The sequence below is a fragment of the Acetobacter senegalensis genome (assembly GCF_001580995.1).
GTDB classification, from domain to species: domain Bacteria; phylum Pseudomonadota; class Alphaproteobacteria; order Acetobacterales; family Acetobacteraceae; genus Acetobacter; species Acetobacter senegalensis.
Map to the genome: position 1 here is coordinate 21,295 of NZ_LHZU01000127.1, position 21,792 is coordinate 43,086.

Genomic DNA, 21,792 nt, shown 5'->3' on the forward strand with positions numbered 1-21,792 from the left:
TGCTAATTATAATTTTTACGTTCTTTTCACCCTTTTTTGGTATCGTAAAAAACCATCCCTTCATTGATGGGAACAAGCGTAAGGGCTTTGTGCTCTGTGTGCTGTTTCTGGAACTGAACGGCTATCGTTTCACGGTAGTCCTGGAAGATGCGACGAATGCCGTCCTTGCGCTGGCAGCAGGTCAGATGGATGAACAGGGCTATGCGGCGTTCCTGGCCACCAATGTCGTATCCGACAGGGTATAACTGCGGGCGAGGCAGAAATGGAATTAGCGTGCAGTTTTTGACAGATCGTCCAGTGATCTCTTGTTTATTCAGACTGGTGGAGAAAGTATGTGAATACTCTTCTACCATTTTTTCTGGTGGGTGGCTTTTGCTCCATTCTGGGTATTTTACTCACTGCTATTGGGTATTCAGTTTGGAAGCTGTTTAGTCAAAAAAGTATTCAGAAGCGGATGATATGGTTTTTTATCTTTGTTATTCCCATTTGGGCTTTATCCACATTCTTTGAAATTTTGGTCTCCCTGAAAAGACTAGGACCTGTTAGATCTTGAAATTCTTCCCATATTATCGGGATGGGAGAAGGAGACGGAACCGGTACTTTTAGGGACGAGACATGGGTGATCTGGGAACCTCTGATTGAAGCGGTTCGCCCACGAGGCAAGACGCCACCCCATGATCTGCGGCGCACGATAGCAGCGATTTTCTGGCGCCATGAGAATGGCGCGAAATGGCGGAGTATCCCCGCTGAACTGGGTCCTTGGTGGCGGGCAGCACAACTTTTCATCCGCTGGGCGAAACTGGGCGTGTGGGAACGCCTGCTCGAACTGGTTCAGGACCAACACGGAGTGGCGTTCGGAATGACTTTTCTGGATGGTACAAACATCAGGGCTCACCACAAAGCGGCGGGAGCCCAAAAAAAGGGGCCTCTTTCGAAGAACGAGACCATCGTGAAGCACTTGGCCGTTCTCGCGGCGGCTATGGCACGAAAGTCTGCGTGATCGCTGATGGGCATGGAAAAGCCTTCGGTTTTGCGCTGGCCCCCGGACAGGCTCATGAACTGCCCCTGGCACCAGCCATGCTCGACAGCCTTCCCGCCATTCCCCTGTGGGTCGTGGCGGACAAGGGCTACGCTTCGAACGCCTTTCGTGAACGGATATGGGACATGGACATGGGAGCCCGGCCAGCCATTCCCGCGAAACGACGCGATGGGGCGGTCGCCTGCCCAAAATGGGCCTATCGGTGTCGGCATCTCGTTGAGAACCTCTGGGCTCGCCTCAAGGAGTGGCGCGCTGTCGCAACCAGATATGAAAAAACAGCAACGTCGTTCCTCGCCGTCATCCACATCGCTGCCGCAGCAGACTGGATCAAGACATAACAGGCCCTAAATCTAGCATCAGCAGTCTTCCGTTTGTGGATCAGCCTGAATTTTCTGTCGATAGAAGCACTATTCCTTCTCCTTAAAGGGAGGTCGGGAGACGCACGCCATCATTACGGTCTGTCAAGAAAGTGTGTCGTCCCGTCAAGACTGCGCATCACGAGATTTGGTAGAGAAAAAATGTAACACATTCGTATCGACATGAGGGGGCACATCTTCCCGCTCTTATGAGGAGACGACCATATTATGCTATTCGGGTACCGCCCCCCTCTTGTCATCGCCATTTCAATTTTAAGCTTCAGTGTAAACGCAGCAGCAATGCCGCATCACCCCACAAAACGCCTGCCTGCAACGGATAAATCAAGGCGCATCCCGACTACATCTGGTCGGAAAACTGCCATTATCAAGTCTTCAAGCGAAGCCATTTCTGTCACGGGCGCTCATCGTTCACATGGCGTACAAGAGGTTGTAGGTTCGGCAGCTATTCGTGCCGAAACACCTGGAACTAGCGTTCTCAAAGTTCTGGGAAAGCTGCCAGGCATCATGCTTCAATCTGCGGATGCACAGGGTGTAGACATCTGGTCGCAGATGTTTTTCATGCATGGTTTCCTGCAGAACCAGGTCGGCATGACCCTTGATGGCATTCCACTTGGAGATCAGCAGTACCATTCCTTCAACGGCCTCAATATCATTAATGCCATCGCTTCCGAGAATATCGGACATATGGTGATTTCCCAAGGCGCTGGCGCAGAAGCTATTGCCAGCACCTCCAACCTTGGTGGATCGATCGAATATTTCTCCAGCGACCCGAAGCATAAAGCTGGCGGCCAAATCGCCCAAACCTTCGGGTCCAGTATGAACATGCACACCTTCATTCGTTTCGATACCGGAGACCTGAACAAGACCGGTACGCGGATGTATGCCTCCTACATGCGTAACAACCTTAACAAATGGAAAGGCGGCGGCAATCAGTTCATGCAGCAGGTCAATGCCAAGATCGTGCAGCCCATCGGAGAAGACAGCCATATCTCCGCTATCTTCGACTGGGGCGACCTTGATCAGTATCAATATCAGGATCTGTCGTTTGACATGCTGAACAATTATGGCTCCAGTCTGGACAATTTCATCGGCACTCCCAAAGCCTATGAGAAAGCCTATAAGCTGGCACTTGCCGCTAACAACAAGCCAGGAGGAGCCCTTCCTGCTGGCTACAGCAAGCTCTCGGACCCGTATGATGCCTCATATTATGACGGCGGGACGGTCGAACGTGACTATCTTGGCGGCCTGAACATGGACTTCGCCCTGACATCACGCCTACGCTGGAAATCGACCATTTATGCGCAGGGGCAATATGGACGCGGCACATGGGCCAGCCCCTATCCATGGTATTCGGATGGCTTAATGCCGAATGGATCTCCGCTTTTCGACCAGATCACCCTCGAACATGCCCAGCGCGGAGGCTTCACCTCAGCCCTGCATTACCAGATCGCCAATAATGATCTGAGCGCTGGTATCTGGTACGAACATTATCATGTGAATGTAGGCCGCAACGCCTACGAGGAACCAGTTCTTGGCGAAGGCAACCCGATCAACTCGATGGGATCATTGCCTGACCCAACGGCCCATTTGTGGGGCGACAGCTTCTCGTCCAACAGCTTCACGGCTTTCGTTCAGGACACCTATCGCGTCCTGCCGAATGTAAGCCTGCATTTTGGCTTCAAATCCCTCTGGCAATCCGTAACCGGTAATCAGACCGCCAACATTCCAGCCTATACTGGCACAGATGCCCTCGCCAGCGGCACGGTAACAACTGCCCGCGCGTTCCTCCCGCATATCAGTGGAGACTGGCATTTCCTCAAGAACCACGAATTATTCTTCGATATCGCCGAGAACGTAAAATCATACCCGATCGCAGGCTACAAAGGCGGCGCCTCGCCGTTCGCAATGACCCAGAGCGCTTACGATCAGACCATGGGGGCTGGAAAGATGAAGCCTGAAACCAACTGGAATTTTGCAGTCGGCTACCGCTACGTGGACCATCTGCTGAACGCCAGCCTCTACGCTTACCATACGAATTTCCGCAACCGCCTGCAGCAGATAACCAGCGGCCCGATCACAAACCCTTATTCCGCTGTTATGAATGTGGGCGGTGTCACAATGAACGGCGTGGATGCAGCTCTGGTTATCACTCCTGTAACAGGACTGTCTCTATCCAACTCCATCAGCTGGAATCATGCAACCTACGACCAGAACGTAACCAGTGGCGGCACAACTTATGCCATCGCTGGACAGCAGATCGTCAACTATCCGCGCTTCATGTATAAGGCGAGCCTGTCCTACACGTGGCGTGACCTCAGCGCTCATATCGACACGATCTATATGGGTAAGCGCAATTATACCTATACTGGTGATCTGAGCATTCCATCCTACTGGCTGACCAGTGCTGGCGCACAGTATCATCTGCGCAATCTGGGACAGTATAATCGGCACCTCGGCTTCCTGCAGAACCTTACCTTCAGTTTCAATGTCTATAACCTGACCAATACAACCTATATTGCCACCGCCGGCGAGAACGGAAACTCCATGTCCGGAGACAACCAGTCCTTCCTTATCGGGGCCCCGCGGCAGTATTTCGGCTCCATCGCAGCAGCGTTCTGAGGCTCGCCACCCTTCCGACGGGTAAGGAGATCACACATGTCGCAGTTTAATGTGGGCAGACGGTTTTTCATGAAAGCCGGAGCCACTGCCGCTAGCATGACGCTCCTGCCCGCAAACATCCGCAAGGCTCTTGCCATTCCCGCCAGACGTCCAACTGGCACGATCCAGGATGTCGAACATGTTGTGCTGCTCATGCAGGAAAACCGATCTTTTGATCACTATTTCGGAGCTCTCGGTGGTGTACGGGGTTATGGGGATCCCCGTGCTCTCCACCTACCAGACGGAAACCCTGTCTTCGCCCAGCCAGACGGACAGGGGCAGCATATCCTGCCTTTCCGCCTGAACGCTGTTCATACATCTTCGGCCTGTCTTGCTAGCCTTGATCATAGTTGGAAGGCCTCTCAAGCCGTCTGGAATGAGTGGGATGTCTGGATTCCGCATAAGACTGCAATGACCATGGGACATTTTACGCGCGAAGACATTCCTTATTACTATGCTTTAGCAGAATCTTTCACGATCTGTGATGCCTACCATGCGTCCATTTTCGGCCCTACCAATCCAAACCGCCTCTATTTTTTTACCGGTACGAGTGGCCTGGCTGTTGGGAACCAGGGACCTCAGGTCACGGTCAATATCGATGACGGTAATCCCTCGGCCGATAGCGCGCTTGATAATCCCTCTTTCAGGCCCTTTGACTGGAAAACCTATCCAGAGTGCTTGCAGGAAGCTGGAGTTTCATGGCGCGTCTATCAGGAATATGACAATTTTACTGACAATCCCCTCCAGTCTTTTGCCACATTCAGGAATGTTCCTGCAGAAAGCTGGCAACACAAACGGGCACGCCAGATCGTTCCGGGATCGCATGCAGATAACAGCGCCACCTCTGAAGGGCGGTTTCTGGTAGAAGAGTTCGAGAAAGACGTAGCATCCGGAAAATTACCACAGGTCTCATGGATCGTACCTTCCCAAGCCATGTCCGAGCATCCGGATGCTCCGCCGGGGTATGGCGAAAGCCTGATCTCAAGGCTGATGGATGTGTTTGTGCGTCATCCGGAGGTCTGGGCAAAAACCGTGTTTATCCTCAATTATGATGAGAATGACGGTTTTTTTGACCATATGCCAGCACCTGTCCCGCCTCTCCGTGCCGATGATCCGTTACAGGGCTACAGTTCTGTCCCGTTGGACGGGGAGGCCTTAGGGAGCGTTGCGGTCGGGCTCGGCCCACGTGTTCCCGCGATTGTCATCTCTCCTTGGACAAAAGGGGGATGGGTTAATTCTCAGCTCTTTGACCATACATCCGTTCTCAGGTTCCTCGAAGCCAGATTCGGTGTACCTGCGCCCAACATTACCCCATGGCGCAGGACAGTCTGTGGCGACCTGACAAGTATTTTCGATTTCACGAACGCCGACCCGCACTGGAATACCAATCTTCCCGAAACTGAACATTATTTGGCTGAAACACGGGCATCCTGCCGCCTTCCTGCGCCCAGTATCCCGCAGCTGCAAACAATGCCACGTCAGGAAATCACCCAGCGCCCCGCCCGTGCATTACCCTACGCCCTGACCGCAGATCTTGTAAGCGACAGGGCCAACCGGCACAGCCTCCATCTTGCCAATATCGGAACGCAAGGCGCAGTCTTCCAGCTTCTGGAGCAAGGTCGCCCTATGCGGCACTATACTTTAGGCCCGGGTCACATGCATGACATTCTTCTGACCCCGCACGAGACTTATTCAATAACCCTTCACGGTCCGGACGGATTTTACCGTGCTTTTTCGGGCTCTGATCTTCTGGAGGCTGTTCTTGAAACGGGCACATCCTGCGATCAGATCACCCTGAAAATCCGAAATTCTTCTCCTATAGCTCGTAATTTCACCATTTCTAGCGCTTACACCACCTCCGATATACGCAAGGTCACTCTTTTCTCACAACAGGAAGCACAGATTACGTGGGACATTTCCATCAGTGATAATTGGTACGATCTCGTCGTGACCGAAACCTCCACGCGACTTAGCCCGACCAACAAAGCCATGCTGCATTTCGCCGGCCACATCCAGACCGGACGTCCGAGCCGAACGGATCCGCTGATGGGCCGATACAGCGTATGACTACGCTTGATCGCAGAAGCTTTCTCGCATGCACGGCCGCTCTCATGGGAAGCAGGCCTGCTTTTGGGATGCCGACCAACAACGCCCCATTGTCTCCCTTGAAATGGGCGCCCCGCAACCGGCACCTCCTATCACAGCTGATCGTCAGTAGGCCGACATCCGGACGGCCCTATGCCGTATTCGATTGGGATAATACCTGCATTTTTGGCGATTGCCAGGAAACCCTTCTGCAGTTCATGCTCGAAACATTCAGTTTCGCCCTGACGCCCACGTGTTTTGAGCATGTAATCAAGCAGGACGTGCCAGAAGGTGAACTCGGTCCTCACTTCCTGAATCAGGACGGAAAGCAGATACGTTTCTCCCATCTCGTCGAGGACATGACCCGCGATTATACCGAACTCTGGTCTCGGTATGGTCCATGGTCGGCCGTGCGAGCGCCCGTTCCGTCTCACATCACGGCCCTCGTCGCACTCCGGACCCGTCTGCTTTTCAGCTACAGGGCCATTGATGCCATAGCTGGACCAAAAGTCGCCTTATACTGGATCATTCGTCTGCTCTGCGGCATGACGGAGACGGATATTGCGACTCTTGCTGCCATGGCTAATCGTTGGGCCCTCGGTCGTGATATCAGATATGTTGAACATATCGTTCCTCCTGAACGATCCGGCAGATCAGGTACGCTTCGATGTGACGTCTTTCACGGGTTACGCCTGACACCGGAAATCGCTGACCTTCAAGCAGCCCTGAGACAAGCAGATGTCGACATTTTCATCTGCTCCGCATCTCTGGAGACTGTTGTTAGGGTTTTCGCCACGGACCCCGGTTTCGGCTACGGCTTGCCTGCGGACCACATTCTGGGCATCCAGATGTGCTGGCCCTCCGGAAAATTAGGGGTTCAACCTGCTGCAGACTGGCCTTTGACCTATGGCGCAGGGAAAGTCGATGCCATACGCCGCCGGCTTGTCCAGGAACGCGGGCATGGACCCATTCTTGTCTGTGGCGACAGTAGCGGGGATACCGCCATGCAAACCGCCTTTCCCGATACGCACCTGTCCCTGATCATCAATCGCCTGGCAGACGGCACGGAAGGTGCCCTCAGCCAGCGGGCAGCCAATGAGATGACATCGTCTACACCTCGATTCATCCTTCAGGGGCGAGATGATAATACTGGTGAATGGTGCCCTTCAGAGGAAACCATAGCTTTCGGAAGCCGCACGTCCCGCCTGCTGGGAGAGAACTGATCGCTGCCCATAGCAGAATACTTGACAAAATTCATTCCGAGGAAGGATTTATATTTAGATCGCAACAAGCTATTGCGATGCGGAAATGACTGATGGACACCGTCCTGGTTGTGAGGAGAGATGACCTTGTTCTCTGCACAGGTCCTAACTGATGATTGCCTGTCTTCCTTTCCCCAGACAGACAGGCAGACCGGCAGCGTCTTGGCCGCTGCCATGACGGGTGCCAGTTCCTTCATCCGTCAGCAAGGATGTGACCCTGACATCATTGCTCGTTCAGTGGGTCTTCAGATTGCCGACGATCTCCCCCCCACTCTTGCGCTTCGTCTGGAAGACTACTGCAATTTATTCGAGGAAGTGGCACGCCAGTCTGGCCGCTATGATACTGGCCTTGCCTATGGTCAGCAGTTCCAGCCCGACCAGCTCGGTCTCATCGGCTATATCGCCCTGACCTCCGCAACCCTCGGAGATGCCCTCGTTAATCTTGCAGAACTTTTCCCTTATCATCAGAGAGCTACCCAGACACGTCTGGTCCGGATGCCTGGTGGGTTTCGCATTGAGTACCGCATCACTGATCCCCTCATTTCTCGTCGCGCGCAGGACGCCGAGCTGACGATGGGAATGTTCTGCAATGTCTTCCGTCGGGCGCTTGGCAAGAGCTGGCATCCTGATGCTGTCTGGTTCGAACACACCTGTCAGTCCACCGCCGCAGACTATGCGGCAGCTTTCGATGCACCTATTTTCTTCCAGCGTGGCACGACAGCCCTCCTGTTTTCTGACGTCGGTCTGGACGTCCCCATGCCAGCCGCCAATGCAGGATTGCTTTCGGTCCTCCGCGAAAGCCTTACGCGTCTTGATCACTCCCAGCATCTGACAACTGACGGGCGTGACGATCTCCTGCTTCAGGCTCGGCGTGAAGTTCGCACCATGTTGCCACAGGGGATCGTGAAGCTCCCTGTTCTGGCTGAGAAACTTGGCGTTCCACGATGGACACTACAACGGCGTCTAGAATCCATCGGTGTTACTTATACCAATCTTGTGGACGAAACACGCCGTAGCCTCGCTCAGACCTATCTGCGCCAAAAAGGCGTGTCTATTGGAGAAATCGCTTATCTTCTGGGCTATTCTGAAGTCAGTGCTTTCAGCCGTGCCTTCCGCAAATGGTATGGCGTTTCGCCCCAGGCATTCCGCAAGGAACTGTGATGATGCAGGATGTCAACCAATTGTGTCGTCCTGGCGGTCAGCGCCCTGCTGTCCATGTTAGAATTATGCAAAGAACATATCCGGATTGTGGCAGGACATCGACGTTTTGGTTCATCGCATTTCCCTCGTAGGCGAAACATTTGTCTTTCAGGACCTGAAACATGTCCTGGCCAGTGCCTCGCCGCTCCGTTCGGGAGATGAACTGGCCGGTATTGCCGCCCGAGACTCTGTTGAGCGGGTTGCCGCCCGCGAAGTGCTGGCAGACCTGCCGCTGCGTCATTTCCTGACGGAAGCCATTGTCCCGTACGAAACCGATGAAGTTACCCGCCTTATCATGGACAGCCATGATGAAGCTGCTTTCGCCCCTATCTCACACATGACGGTCGGCCAGTTTCGGGACTGGCTGCTAAGTTATGCGGCTGATACCTCAAGTCTAGAAAAACTTGCGCCAGGGCTGACCCCTGAAATGGTGGCTGCGGTCAGCAAACTGATGCGCAATCAGGATCTGGTTTCAGTCGGACGGAAAATGCGTGTTGTCAGCGCATTTCGCAACACACAGGGCCTTCCCGCTCGTCTCGGCTCCCGTCTGCAACCCAATCACCCGACTGACGATCCAGATGGCATTTCCGCAGCCCTCCTTGATGGATTGCTTCTTGGTGCTGGAGATGCTGTTCTGGGGATCAACCCGGCGTCCGACCATATCGGACGAGGAATGGATATCTTGTGGCGTTTTGATGATATCCGCCAGCGTTTTGATATGCCTGTGCAAAGCTGCCTTCTGACGCATGTGACTAACACCATTACCATGATTGAAAAAGGTGCGCCGGTAGATCTGGTTTTCCAGTCCATCGCAGGATCAGAACAAGCCAATGCTGGCTTCGGTATTTCGCTGGGTATCCTTTCCGAGGCCTGGCAGGCTGCTCGGGAACTGAACCGCGGAACTGTTGGCACAAACGTCATGTATTTCGAGACAGGGCAAGGATCTGCACTTTCGTCTGGTACTCATCATGGCGTGGATCAGCAGACCATGGAGGTGCGGGCCTATGCCGTGGCACGTGTCTATTCGCCACTTCTCGTCAATACGGTCGTGGGCTTCATTGGTCCAGAATATCTTTACGATGGCAAGCAGATCATCCGAGCGGGGCTTGAGGACCATTTCTGTGGCAAGCTTCTGGGGCTGCCGATGGGCTGTGATGTCTGTTACACCAACCACGCAGAAACAGATCAGGACGACATGGACACCCTGATGATGCTTCTTACGGCCGCGGGCGTGAATTTCCTGATTGCCGTGCCCGGAGGCGATGATGTCATGCTCAGCTACCAAAGCCTCTCCTATCATGACATCCTGACACTGCGCTCGGTGTTTGGCGTACGTCCTGCGCCTGAATTTGAAGCGTGGCTTGAAAAGATGGCGCTTGTGGATGGCATGCGCCTGCGCATGAACCAGCCTTATGCCTTACCGAATTTCAGGGCCAGTCCATGAGGCAGCCCACCCAAGATCCTTGGGGACCGTTACGGCGTTACACGCGCGCGCGCATAGGGCTACCACGAACAGGCGATAGCATTGCAGGGTCCGAAATCCGCGCCCTGCAGGCCGCCCATGCATGCGCACGCCGTGCTGTCCATGCCTGTCTTGATCCAGCGAAACTGACCATCGGAGATTCTTTTGTTGAGGTACGAAGCCAAGCAAAGGATCGCTCTGAATTCGTGCGGCGGCCTGATCTGGGACGCAGACTTGATGGGCCTTCCCTCTCACTCCTGAAACAGATTGCGCTGGCGGGTCCATGGGATGTTGTCCTCGTCGCTGCGGATGGACTGTCAGCCGTTGCCGTCGAACGACAAGCTCCTCCCCTTCAGAAAGCCGTCCGTGCCGCCCTTGGTCACACATGGCGCATTGCCCCGCTCGTGGTCGCCCATAATGCCCGTGTCGCTCTGGGAGACGAGATTGGCGCTCTACTCGGCGTGCGTTGTGTCGTCATGATGATCGGTGAGCGTCCAGGACTGAGCGTGTCAGACAGCCTCAGCCTCTACATGACATGGAACCCGCATGTCGGGCGGCAAGATTCGGAACGCAACTGCATCTCCAACATCCATGCCCATGGCCTCTCGATCGGAGAAAGCTGCCACAAGCTTTGCTGGCTTCTGAATAGTGCCCGCAAACTGGGATATACGGGCGTGGCCCTCAAGGACGAAAGCACGGACATGACACCTCTGCCGGAAAACAACACCCCATGACGGACCGTTCCAAACCGCAGTTGGCCAAGAGCCTCGGCCCCGTTCAGTTATGGGCGATTGCCGTGGGTCTTGTCATTTCCGGTGAGTATTTCGGCTGGAGCTACGGCTGGGCCAGCGCTGGCACGCTGGGCTTCCTGATTGCGACCATCTTCGTGGCGCTTATGTATCTTGCTCTGATTTTTTCCTACACTGAACTTACCACCGCCATGCCTAGGGCAGGCGGTCCATTCGTCTACGTCAGCGCCGCTTTCGGGCATCGCGCCGGTCTTGTGGCAGGCTATGCTTCGACGGCAGAGTTCATTTTTGCACCCCCGGCCATCGCTCTGGCTATTGGTTCCTATCTGCATGTGCAGTTTCCCGCACTTCCGCCCAAGGCTGGTGCCGTAATCGCCTACCTGCTTTTCATGGGCGTCAATATCGCGGGCGTTCAGGTAGCGGCAAGCTTCGAACTGATTGTAACCGTAGCCGCCATCATTGAACTTTTCATTTTCATGGGCGTGGTCTGGCCCGGCTTTTCATGGCACCGTTTCGTGACACACGGTTGGGCCGGAACCGATCATTTCTCCTGGTCAGTGCTGGGGGGCATTGCGGCCTCTGTTCCCTTTGCAATCTGGTTCTTCCTTGCCATCGAAGGCGTAGCTTTAACTGCCGAAGAAGCCCGTTCACCCAGACGGACCTTGCCCATCGCCTATATCGCCGCCATCGTGACGCTGGTGCTCCTGTCATTCGGTGTCATGATTCTTGCTGGTGGTGTTGGAGACTGGCGCAATCTGGCCAATCTCAACGACCCACTTCCGTTTGCCATGAAAACAGTTGTTGGTTCACACAGTCCTTACCTTCACATGCTCGTCTGGCTCGGGCTATTTGGGCTTGTTGCCTCTCTGCATGCCATCATCATGGGCTGCGCGCGCCAGATCTGCGCCCTTGCACAGGGGGGCGGCCTGCCACGCTGGATGGGGTTGGTATCGCCGCGCTTTCAGACACCCTATACAAGTGTTCTGGTCTGTGGAGGCGTGGGCATTCTGGCTATTTTCAGTGATGATATCGTATCATTCAGTGGAGAAAGCCTGACTGCATCCATCGTCACGCTTTCCGTTTTTGGCGCGCTGACAATGTATATCATGACCATGGCCAGCCTCTTCAAGTTGCGTCAGATCGCCCCAGACATGCCGCGGTCGTGGCATGCGCCAGGCTATCCCGTTGTTCCCGCCTATGCTTTGCTCACAACTGGGCTTTGCCTCGGACTGATTGGTATCCAGAAACCCCTGCTTCTGGGGCTTTACATCTTGATCATAGCACTGATGACCATCGGGAATGTTCTGGTTGACAAAAGGAGAGACCGAAGAACCGTTATTTGAAATTATGAAAAGCTGTTTTCAAGTCAGACACGCACTGATGAACGGTTTTGACGCATATGTTCCTCAGGCTTTTTAAGCAAAGCACAGCGAGAATTATCCACAAAAACCATTAATCATCACACGCTTAGCCTCTAACCAAACGCAAAAGACATCATGTAACGGTTTTTCGATCAGGTCAGGACGAAACCGTTAAAAATCCATGGTCCGGGGAAAAACTTCGATCTGGTCGCTAAGCCCACTCAGGCGAGCCAACGCTCATCAACGTCAAAGAAACCAGACTGCTTCATTCTGTCACTCTATCTCGCAAGTCATGAAAGATAGAATGATAGGACAGCACTTAAAACCAGAGGGTTTTCGAACCCTGCACCTTATTCTAAATATCTATGGTGTCTTCGGCACAAATTCCCCGCTACTGTAAACAACCTTTCCTCCAACCATTGTCATGAGTACTGTTGTTTTTCCAATTTCATTAACCGGAATGGTGGTGATGTTTCTATCCAAAATAATGAGGTCGGCTATTTTCCCCTGTTCGACTGATCCGGTTACGCTGTCCTGCCGCAATTCATAAGCTGAATTCATGGTGATGGCACGCAATACAGAGGCCCGGGAAAGGCCGGGCATATCGCCCAGTCTGGCGCGATATTGGGGTTCAACGTCAGGTGCATTCTGGCGTGTGATGCCAACCTGTAGCGCAAACCACTCATTCAGCGGGTCAACCGGCCAGTCAGACCCGTAAGCAATACGCGCGCCGGCTTTTTCAAGCTGGTAAGCTGGCTCCATCGCGTTTGAGCGATCTTCACCCAAAGCATCGGCTGTCTGGCCTGTGGTGTCAGGCGCCCGTTTTCCCCACTGAAAAGACATGACCGGGATGGCCCCCAGTTGCCGAAAACGAGGCAGATCTGCCTGTGCAACAAGTTCATCATGCGCCAGACCGGGGCGAAAGTCTGACTTTGGCAGGGCCTTGCGGGTTACCTCAACCGCATCAAGCGCTATGCGCACGGCACCGTCGCCGTCAGCGTGCATGTGCGGATCAATACCTGCCTGCACCAAGCCTTGCAGGAGCTTCGAGAGCACAGGCACAGGGAAATAGGGGGCAGGCCCAGTAGAAGAACCCGGCTGCCAATCAGGATGTTCTGCCGTTCCTTTGTTGACACGATAAGGGAGGGTCAAAATACCCGTCAGCCCCGGGGCTGAAATGACGCCGTCCATATACATCTTGGCATGGCGCACGGTAATGGTTGGTTGTTGTGTGATACTACCCTGATCGTATCTGGTCGATAATCCTTTGACATAATCAACTGATTTTTTAGCATCTTGCCCCATTTCTGGTGTGATGAGTGGCGCAAAATGGGCACGGGCAGTCAGTTCACCGTTCTGCTGAAGAATGCTGAAAGCTTTGATATCGACTTCTGCGGCTCGTGCATCAAGGAACGATGTTACGCCTTGTTTACGTAATACGGCTAAGACGGCTCTGGCTGCAGCAACTTTCTGTTCATCACTGGCGGCAGGTTGTGCGGCAAAAATCAGGTTTAAGGCTGTATCTTCCAGCAGGCCCGTTGGTTGGCCCTTGGCATCATGAATAATCACACCGCCCGGTTCTGATTTCGTGCTGGCTGTAATATGGGCAGCTTCAAGTGCTGGCGTGTTCAGCAAAGCAGAGTGACCAAACGAAGAATACACGACGATAGGGTTTTTATTGTCAATTTTATCAAGAATGGTTTTGTCTAGAATTGTATCTTTAGGGCGCATGGCTTCCTGAAACCAGGAGGTCACAAGAAGCCAGTTTTTCCTTTTGGGAACAGACGGATCGACCAGACAGGCTTTAATGCGATCTGAAAACTCCTGCTTTGTCAGGGGCAGATATTGGAGCGAACATAACACAAGACGTTCGCCACCACGAAGGGGGTGCATATGCCCGTCAACCAGTCCGGGCATAAGCATATTGCCGTGCAGGTCAATTTTTTGCGTGTGGGGGCTTATATAACGCTTGGCCTCGGCGCTTGATCCCACATAAAGGATTTTACCGTTTTTTATAGCCACAGCCTGTGCGACGGAATTTTTGGCATCCACAGTATAAATGAAGCCATTGGTAAAAACCGTATCCGCAACAGGGGGCGTGGCGTTGACGGTGCCAGCGCATAGCAGTGTTCCCAAGCCGGCAATAAAAAAGACATGACGCATCTGCATGTTCCCGCGCGACAAGTAAGGAATCCGAAACCATTCTTGATTGTTGGCATTAAAGAACAGAAATGGTCGGATTTTCGTTAACTAAACACCAAATCAAAGTTTACAATTTTACGCAAAAAAAAACATGTGAGTAAGTTTTCTCAGAATTCTGAGGATATGAGCGATAATGATCCTTGCCTGCAAGACCCGAATGATTGCCCGATACACACCAAGATTTATGCAGTTTATTCACGCCGCGATTTCAATGCGTCCGTGCATAAAAATGGATGGAGGCGCAAGCCAATGTGGCTTAATGAAACCGAAGCCGGGCGGGATATCTGAGGAGACATCAGATCGTTCCAGATCACGCGACACATGTTATCTGGCAGTGGGGGGTTCTCTTGTTCCGGAACCTCAGAGTATTCATTACAGGAATATGGCTGAGATGAAGATAAGGTCGTTAGAAAAAAAACGAGATACGCCACTCCCCCTTCATTCTGGTCGACTGACCTTTTTAAATGCTGGACAGCATGTCTGTTAGATAGCCCTTTCCATCGAACGGGCGACATCCATCGGCATTTCCAAAAGAAACTAACACGGTAGCCGCCGTCTTTCCCTTCCTGTTCATATCTTTCATGATGATCAGACGGAGGCTGGAAATCTTAAGGTTGTAAGGATCCATTCATCCTTTTACTCTTTAAATGTTGTGATTGACGACCGTTCTCGCCTTCATGTCTGTCATAAGAAGAACTGTTCAGTCTTCATGAATACCCATGGTTCCTAAATATTTAAATCTTTTTCCTTTGTGGGCATCGTCGTAAAACCACCGCCAGTCGCTCTGTAGAGATCGACCGATGCATCCAGGCGCTGCAACCGGGCCTGTACTTGAGACAGTTCTGCTAGCTGGACAGTTGATTGTGCTGCCAATACATCAATCCGGCTTGCATATCCCTGTTCCTGGCGGAGTGTCATCAGATGCAGCTTCTGCTGCGCTGCGCCATCACGTGCCCTGTTATCGGCATCACGTTCCGATGCGGTATTCTGAGCCAGAAGTGCATCACGGACTTCCTTGAAAGCCGCGCGAATGGACTGTTGATAAAGGACAACCTGCTGGTTTTTATTCGCTTTCGCCAGCCTGACACCGCTGGCCGTGCGTCCAAAATCGAGAACGGGCGCTGCCATAGCCGCTCCTAACGTCCATGATCGGCTGGTAGCCCGATAGAGATTGTCGATATCGATATTGTTTACCCCGGCGAGAGACGCCAGAGAGATACTGGGGAAATAGGCTGCCCGTGCATATCCGATGTTGAAATTGCTCGCGATCAGCATCTGCTCGTGCATTGCAATATCCGGACGGCGTTCCAGAAGTTCCGATGGCAGAACCGAGGGTGTTGGCTGAGGCACGCTAAGTTCCTGCAGGTCACGACCTCTGGGCATTTCCGCCTGAACGATATCCTGCGGTGAACGCCCAACCAGAACAGCCAGTGCGCTTTCCGCATTGTTGCGTTGATCTTCCATGTCCGGTAGCGCTGCATGGATGGCATCACGACGTTCCGTGGCATCTTGCACCAGAAGCGCATCCACAGCCCCAACGTCATACTGGTGCTGAACGAGTGCAAGAATCTCGTCCTGCGTCCGGACACTATCCTTTAGAATGGCGACATTACGATCCAAGGCACGCAGACTGAAATAGAGTTTTGCTACAGCCGCCGCCACCGACAGACGCGCCGCATCCTGCGCGTAAACAGCCCCCTGAACCCCCGCTTTGGCCGCGTTGCTCAGGCTGGCATTCTTGCCCCACAGGTCCAGTTCGTAATTCAGCATGCCCCCCACAAAGCCAAAATTACTTGTCTTGTTGGGGAACCGGAAACTCTGCCCCAGGGCACGAACATGGCCATCTGCAAATTTGCCATACGCATCCGTACCCGCAACAGACAAAGACGGAAGCTGATTTGCAAACGCGTAGCTGTATTGGGCCTGCGCCTGCGACAGACTGGATTTAGCCAGCGCCAGATCATCATTATGGTGCGCGGCTTCCTCCTCCAGTTGGTCAAGCACCGGATCACCATAGCGCTGCCACCATGCATGATCATCCCGTGTGACAGCGCGGACACCCTTCCATGTCGTCGGCAGCGTTACGGCTGGGCGTGTGTAATCCGGAGCAAGCCAAGAGCACCCCGCAAGAAAAAGAGGAAGACAGTAAAGGAACTTTCTCATGACGCCACCTCTATCGTAGGTGAAGGCTCCTTCACGCGAAACCACAGGACATAAAGCGATGGAAGAAAAATCAGCGTCAACGCCGTAGCAACGGCCAACCCTCCCATAATGACGTCCGCCATTGGCCCCCAGAAAACACTTGATGCAATGGGTATCATACCGAGAATGGCGGCAACGGCCGTCAGCATGATGGGACGGAAACGAATCATGGCTGCGGCGACCACAGCATCCCATTCCGTCTTGCCATCACGCTGCTCAATCTCGATCTGATGCACAAGAATGACCGAATTACGGATAATCATACCCACTAGCGCGACAAGCCCGATCAGCGCGATAAACCCGATGGGATTACCCGTGAGCAGAAGCGCTATCACAACGCCAATCAGCCCAAAGGGGGCCACACTCAGCACGAGTGCAAGGCGTTTGAAGCTCTGAAGCTGGATCATCAGCACGGCCATCATAATCAGCGCCATGACCGGCGTAACGGCAATGACCGAATTCTGTGCCTTTGCAGCCTCATCCACTGTCCCGCCGACCGTTACATGATAGTCGGGCGGCAGATGCGCGTTGAAATCGGCAATCTTGCCAGCCAATGTGGAAACCACCGTATCGGCCTGAACGCCATCGCGAAGCTGTGCCTGGATCGTCATGGTTGGCAGGCGATCCCGACGCCAGATGAGCGGATAATCTTCCACATAGGAAACAGTCGCTACCGTAGAAAGCGGCACCGTAAGGTCATTCGGCAAACGGATATCGAGATTGCGCAGGCTTTCTATGGAAAGGCGTTCTTCCGCTTTCGCACGCAGGACGACATCGACCAGATAGATACTGTCTCGCACCTGTGTTGCAGTCATGCCCGTAACCGTCGAATTGATGGCCAGTGCAATCGCTGCAGAAGAGAGACCAAGCCGACGCGCTTCTTCCTGACGCACATCAATCCGCAATTTGCGTGCTGGATCACCCCAGTCAAAATTAATCAGCCGCAGCTTGTCACTTTCTGCCATCATGCGCGCGACATCCTGGGCATAATGACGGACTTTGTCCGGGTCCCGACCGGAAACCCGATACTGGACAGGCCAGCCTACGGGAGGGCCGAGTTCCAGCGGGAACACGCCGTGTACGATATCCGGCAATTCCCGACTCAATTTCACATCAAGGCGATGACGCACGCGCTCGCGGGCTTTTGCATCCTTGGCCACAATAACAGTCTGAGTGAAAAAATCGTTCGGAAGCTGCTCGTCAAGAGAGAGATAAAAACGGATCGCTCCCCTGCCCACATAGGAACTCCAGTGGTCGATATCGGGATCGTCTCGCAGCATAGCGTCCAGCGCGCGTGATACATCACTCGTCGCCTTGACGGACGCACCCTGTCGCAACGAAAGATTGACCAGAAGTTCCGGACGGTCCGAAGCCGGGAAAAACTGCTTTGGAATGAGCGGCGACAGTAACAGGGCCACAAGAAGCACGCCAAGGCTCAGTCCGACGGTCAAGCGCGGATGACGCATGGTGAGGAGCAGAAAACGCTCGAACGCCACCATGATCCGTCCTTTTTTGGGTTCCTCATGTGTTTTCCCCGCCATTTCTGGACGGGCGCGCAAAATGCTCACGCCAATCAGGGGCGCAACCAGAACGGCGACAAACCACGATATGATAAGGGCGAGCCCAACGACCGCGAACAGGGAAAACGTATATTCCCCTGCAACACTGTGCGCAAAGCCAACGGGCACAAAACCCGCCACTGTAACCAGAGTACCGGTCAGCATTGGAAACGCCGTGGAGGTATAGGCAAAAGTCGCCGCACGGGGAAGGCTCCAGCCTTCCTCCAGTTTGCTGACCATACTTTCGACAGTAATCATGGCGTCATCGACCAGAAGACCAAGAGCGATAATCAGAGCGCCGAGTGAAACCCGTTGCAGGTCGATGCCCAGCAGTTCCATGCTGGTAAATACAACCGCCAGCACAAACGGGATGCAGAACGCCACCACGGTGCCTGCCCGACCACCCAGACTGAGGAAGCTGACGCCAAGCACAATGGCGATGGCCTCAAACAATGCCTCGGTAAAGTCACCGACCGCCTCCTTGACCACCTTGGGCTGATTGGCGACGAGATGTGCCTCAATCCCAACGGGCATGCGTGCGTGAAGCTCGGCCATCTTCGCGGAAATATTCTTTTCCAGTGCGAGAACATTGCCGCCTTTGGTCATGGACAGCGCCAGGCCAACAGCATCCTGCCCGTTTACGCGGAACAGGGTTTGGGGCGGATCGGCATAACCGCGTGTGATGGTGGCAACGTCGCCCAGACGAACCTTCCGGTTGCCCGCATAAAGCGTCACGTTGGCAACGTCTTCAACAGAATTGAATTTTCCTGTTGGCTGGACGAGAATTTGCTCCTTTCCGGTATCTATTGAACCGGAAGGAACAAGCGCATTCTGTGCCTGAAGTGCCGCTGCGATCATTGCGCCATTGATGCCCAGACGCGCAAGATGTCGGCTCGACACGTCAACAAAAATCTTTTCGTCCTGTGCACCAAGCGTTTCAATCTTGGCGACATCTGGCACGTGCAACAGTTCGTCACGGACGGTTTCAACGTAATCTTTCAGGTCACGATGAGAAAAACCATCTGCCGTAAACGCATAGATAATGCCGTAGGTATCCCCGAATTCGTCATCGAAGAATGGCCCCACTGTTGTAGCGGGAAGATAAGGCCTGATGTCACCGACCTTCTTGCGAACCTGATACCAGATATCCGCGACCTGATTCTTTGGTGTACTGCCAAGAAGATTGACCAGGATGGTAGTTTTTCCTGCAACAGTATAGCTTTTGACGTAATCAAAATAAGGCGTTTCCTGAAGTTTCTTTTCGATCCTGTCAGTGAGTTGGTGCGTCGTTTCCTCAACAGTTGCGCCCGGCAGCATGGCCTGAACAACCATCGTCTTGACCGTAAAGGGAGGGTCCTCATTTCGGCCAAGATTGAAATAGGATCGAATTCCGGCAACGGCGATCACGATCATGAAGAACAGGACCAGCGCACGATGCCGAATGGACCAGCTGGAAAGGTTCAGACTACGCCCTTCTTTTTCATCGGGTCCGGCTTTTTCGGGCAAGGATTCTTCAGGGGCGGACATCGGCATCGTCCAGCAATGAAACCTTCTGGTTGGGATAAAGCGCCTGCACGCCGGCTGTTACAACACGCTCTCCGGCCTTCAGGCCCGAGGCAACCGTCACGTCATTTGCGGCATATCGGGAGACTTCAACCGGGCGCAATGTGACAGTCATTGTATCAGACGCGACAACCCATACAGCAGGCTTTCCATCCTGCGCGGTCAGAGCCGATGGCGGAAGATGGATGTCGGAAGCGTTCCTGGCGTCAAGCCGTCCGACCGCCACGGCACCTAACGTCATGGCGGCAGGCGGTGCCTGAAGAAGGACCTTCGCGCGATAGGTGCGGGTCAGTGCATCCGCATCCGGTGCCAGTTCGTAAAGCGTCCCATCCGCGCAGATATGGCGGTTCGCATCGAGGCAGACGGTGATCGTCGCCCCTGTTGCAAGACCGGCGCGCAGAAGATCGCCGGAGACATCAAACTGGGCGTCACGTCCAGTTGCCTCAGCCAGACGCAGGACAGGTTGGCCGGCAGCAACCACTTCGCCAACCTCTGCCAGACGGTCCGTAATGACACCATCGGCGTTGGCAACCAGACGGGTGTGGTCCAGTTCCTCCCGTGCAATCCGCTCGCGTGCCTCCGTCGATTGCACAGCTTGCTGGGACGTACGGTATCGCAGGATCGCCTCATCGTAATCATTACGTGAAATGGCCTGATCGGGCAGAAGAGCCGTCGCGCGCTTTTGCAACGGTGTCGCTTGCGCAAGGGACGCTTTGGCGGCCTGCGCGTCCGCACCGGCAGCACGCAGCGTCTGGCGGGCCTCGGTATCGTCCAGACGCGCCAGCACCTGCCCTGCATGCACCTGATCCCCCGTCGCCACCGCGCGCTCCACAATCTTGCCCGGCAGACGGAAAGACAGAGTGACAATGCGGTGCGGGGCAATCTGTCCTGTCAGGAACTCGGCATTTCCATCCGCACTCGGTTGGACCACGACAGAACGGACTGGCCTGATTTCAGGTGGAGGCGCTTTCTTGTGACACGCAGGCAGCGTGAGGAGCAAAAAAGTGCAAAGGCCTGTCCTATATAGAAAGGTTTGCTTGTTCATGCCGTCCTCACTCTGGTGGGTTTGGAAACGGGCGGGCGCAATATTCCCGTCATGAAGGCCGCCCAGGCATGATCGAGATAGTCATCCCGTTCCTTGGCGGTTGTCAGAATATCACGTCCAAACAGCAGCTGCTGATGAGGGAGGCCCAGACAAAGCCCTGAAAACAATCGACTTGTTTCCTTTAGATCACAAGATTCCTTCAAAAGGCCGGCATCTGAGACAGCCGTCAGGAGCCTGCAGGTCAGGTCTTCAAGTGGGTCAAAAATATGCGCCCCGGCATGATTCACCAGATCAGGAAAACGCCACCCTTCCGCGATAAAAGTTCGACTGAGAGAGAGTGTCTCGGGGCTTAGAACCAGATCAAGAAGCATCCGCATCGTCTTGCGCAATGTCAGGAGTGGATCGCTGGAAACCACGGAGTCCAACGGCGCTGCCGCCACGAGGAAACTTTTGCCCAGCTCCGAAATGACTGTCTTGAAGAGACTCTCTTTGGAGGGATGCCGACGATAGATGGTCTGCTTTCCCACCTGAGCCACCGCTGCAATCTGTTCGACGGAGGTGGCGGCATAGCCCTGTTCTCCAAACAGTCGGCTAGCAGTCTTCAGGATGAGAAGATCCAGCTCCTCGGAGACCCGGCTATCAGGCCGCCCTGAAACTTTCTTCTTTTTGTCTCTGTCCGGCATGAATTTTCCCCAATGCATGTTAACACAGAAAATATACGAGACGTTCTCGTCTCGCAAGTGTGTTATACGACATGGGCGAACTGCTTCGAGACTACAAATCCGTTTTCTCGTTACGACAAATAAGAGGGAACAGACAAACCCCTGAGGACGGCCTACTTCTTAAGGTTGCCCTAAATCAAACCTTCCGCCCCTCAATCCGAACTTTTCTGTCAGTAACATTCTCAATGAGTCATGATTCGGAACTGACCGAAAAAGGAGAGTTATCTGTTTTCTACCATTTCCATGTGTCATGACAGCAAATATGACACATGAGGAGAGTGTCATCTGAATGAAAATGGTAGGCAT

Annotated in this window: 13 protein-coding genes and 1 pseudogene; 9 read left to right on the forward strand and 5 right to left on the reverse strand. The window is 53.8% G+C overall.

What is annotated here, in order from left to right; genetic code table 11:
- Positions 1–38: 38 nt before the first annotated feature.
- The 9 genes and pseudogenes from AD948_RS08160 to eat all read left to right on the forward strand — a co-directional run.
- A pseudogene (locus AD948_RS08160) lies at positions 39–245 on the forward strand (type II toxin-antitoxin system death-on-curing family toxin); the annotation flags it as partial.
- A gap of 329 nt (positions 246–574) precedes the next feature.
- A protein-coding gene (locus AD948_RS17730) for an IS5 family transposase (RefSeq protein WP_211264456.1) occupies positions 575–1,377 on the forward strand; the annotation gives its coding sequence in 2 pieces (ribosomal slippage) (positions 575–914 and positions 914–1,377; 804 coding nt in all).
- Between the two features lie 246 nt (positions 1,378–1,623).
- Positions 1,624–4,035 carry a TonB-dependent receptor gene (locus AD948_RS08175; protein WP_082782368.1) on the forward strand — a complete coding sequence of 804 codons (2,412 nt, stop codon included), beginning with the start codon at positions 1,624–1,626 and terminating at the stop codon, positions 4,033–4,035.
- 36 nt (positions 4,036–4,071) lie between these two features.
- Positions 4,072–6,141 carry a phosphocholine-specific phospholipase C gene (locus tag AD948_RS08180; protein WP_061471448.1) on the forward strand — a complete coding sequence of 690 codons (2,070 nt, stop codon included), beginning with the start codon at positions 4,072–4,074 and terminating at the stop codon, positions 6,139–6,141.
- A gap of 236 nt (positions 6,142–6,377) precedes the next feature.
- Positions 6,378–7,382 carry a haloacid dehalogenase-like hydrolase gene (locus AD948_RS08185; RefSeq protein ID WP_169797400.1) on the forward strand — a complete coding sequence of 335 codons (1,005 nt, stop codon included), beginning with the start codon at positions 6,378–6,380 and terminating at the stop codon, positions 7,380–7,382.
- A gap of 120 nt (positions 7,383–7,502) precedes the next feature.
- On the forward strand, positions 7,503–8,582 hold the full coding sequence (gene qhpR / locus AD948_RS08190) for an AraC-like transcriptional regulator QhpR (protein ID WP_061471450.1): 1,080 nt from the start codon (positions 7,503–7,505) through the stop codon (positions 8,580–8,582).
- Positions 8,583–8,688: 106 nt separating this feature from the next.
- Positions 8,689–10,065: an ethanolamine ammonia-lyase subunit EutB gene (locus AD948_RS08195; RefSeq protein WP_061471451.1), complete on the forward strand. Its 1,377-nt coding sequence runs from the start codon at positions 8,689–8,691 to the stop codon at positions 10,063–10,065.
- On the forward strand, positions 10,062–10,817 hold the full coding sequence (eutC, locus tag AD948_RS08200; RefSeq protein ID WP_061471452.1) for an ethanolamine ammonia-lyase subunit EutC: 756 nt from the start codon (positions 10,062–10,064) through the stop codon (positions 10,815–10,817). The genes AD948_RS08195 and eutC overlap by 4 nt, the downstream gene beginning before the upstream one ends.
- On the forward strand, positions 10,814–12,175 hold the full coding sequence (eat, locus tag AD948_RS08205) for an ethanolamine permease (protein ID WP_061471453.1): 1,362 nt from the start codon (positions 10,814–10,816) through the stop codon (positions 12,173–12,175). The genes eutC and eat overlap by 4 nt, the downstream gene beginning before the upstream one ends.
- 381 nt (positions 12,176–12,556) lie before the next feature.
- Here the strand turns inward: eat and AD948_RS08210 are convergent, their stop codons facing one another.
- From AD948_RS08210 to AD948_RS08230, 5 genes are all read right to left on the reverse strand, one after another.
- A complete protein-coding gene (locus tag AD948_RS08210; protein WP_211264457.1) occupies positions 12,557–14,356 on the reverse strand; it encodes an amidohydrolase in 1,800 nt (599 codons plus the stop codon).
- Between the two features lie 765 nt (positions 14,357–15,121).
- Complete coding sequence (locus AD948_RS08215) at positions 15,122–16,558, reverse strand: efflux transporter outer membrane subunit (protein ID WP_061471455.1); 1,437 nt, start codon at positions 16,556–16,558, stop codon at positions 15,122–15,124.
- The gene (locus tag AD948_RS08220) at positions 16,555–19,689 is read right to left on the reverse strand and encodes an efflux RND transporter permease subunit (protein WP_408736059.1); all 3,135 of its coding nucleotides are present in this window, start codon (positions 19,687–19,689) and stop codon (positions 16,555–16,557) included. The genes AD948_RS08215 and AD948_RS08220 overlap by 4 nt, the downstream gene beginning before the upstream one ends.
- Positions 19,670–20,650: an efflux RND transporter periplasmic adaptor subunit gene (locus AD948_RS08225; protein WP_237933588.1), complete on the reverse strand. Its 981-nt coding sequence runs from the start codon at positions 20,648–20,650 to the stop codon at positions 19,670–19,672. The genes AD948_RS08220 and AD948_RS08225 overlap by 20 nt, the downstream gene beginning before the upstream one ends.
- Positions 20,651–20,760: 110 nt before the next feature.
- Positions 20,761–21,447 (reverse strand): TetR/AcrR family transcriptional regulator, encoded by a 687-nt coding sequence (locus AD948_RS08230; protein WP_061471456.1) that lies wholly within the window; start codon positions 21,445–21,447, stop codon positions 20,761–20,763.
- Positions 21,448–21,792: the final 345 nt, after the last annotated feature.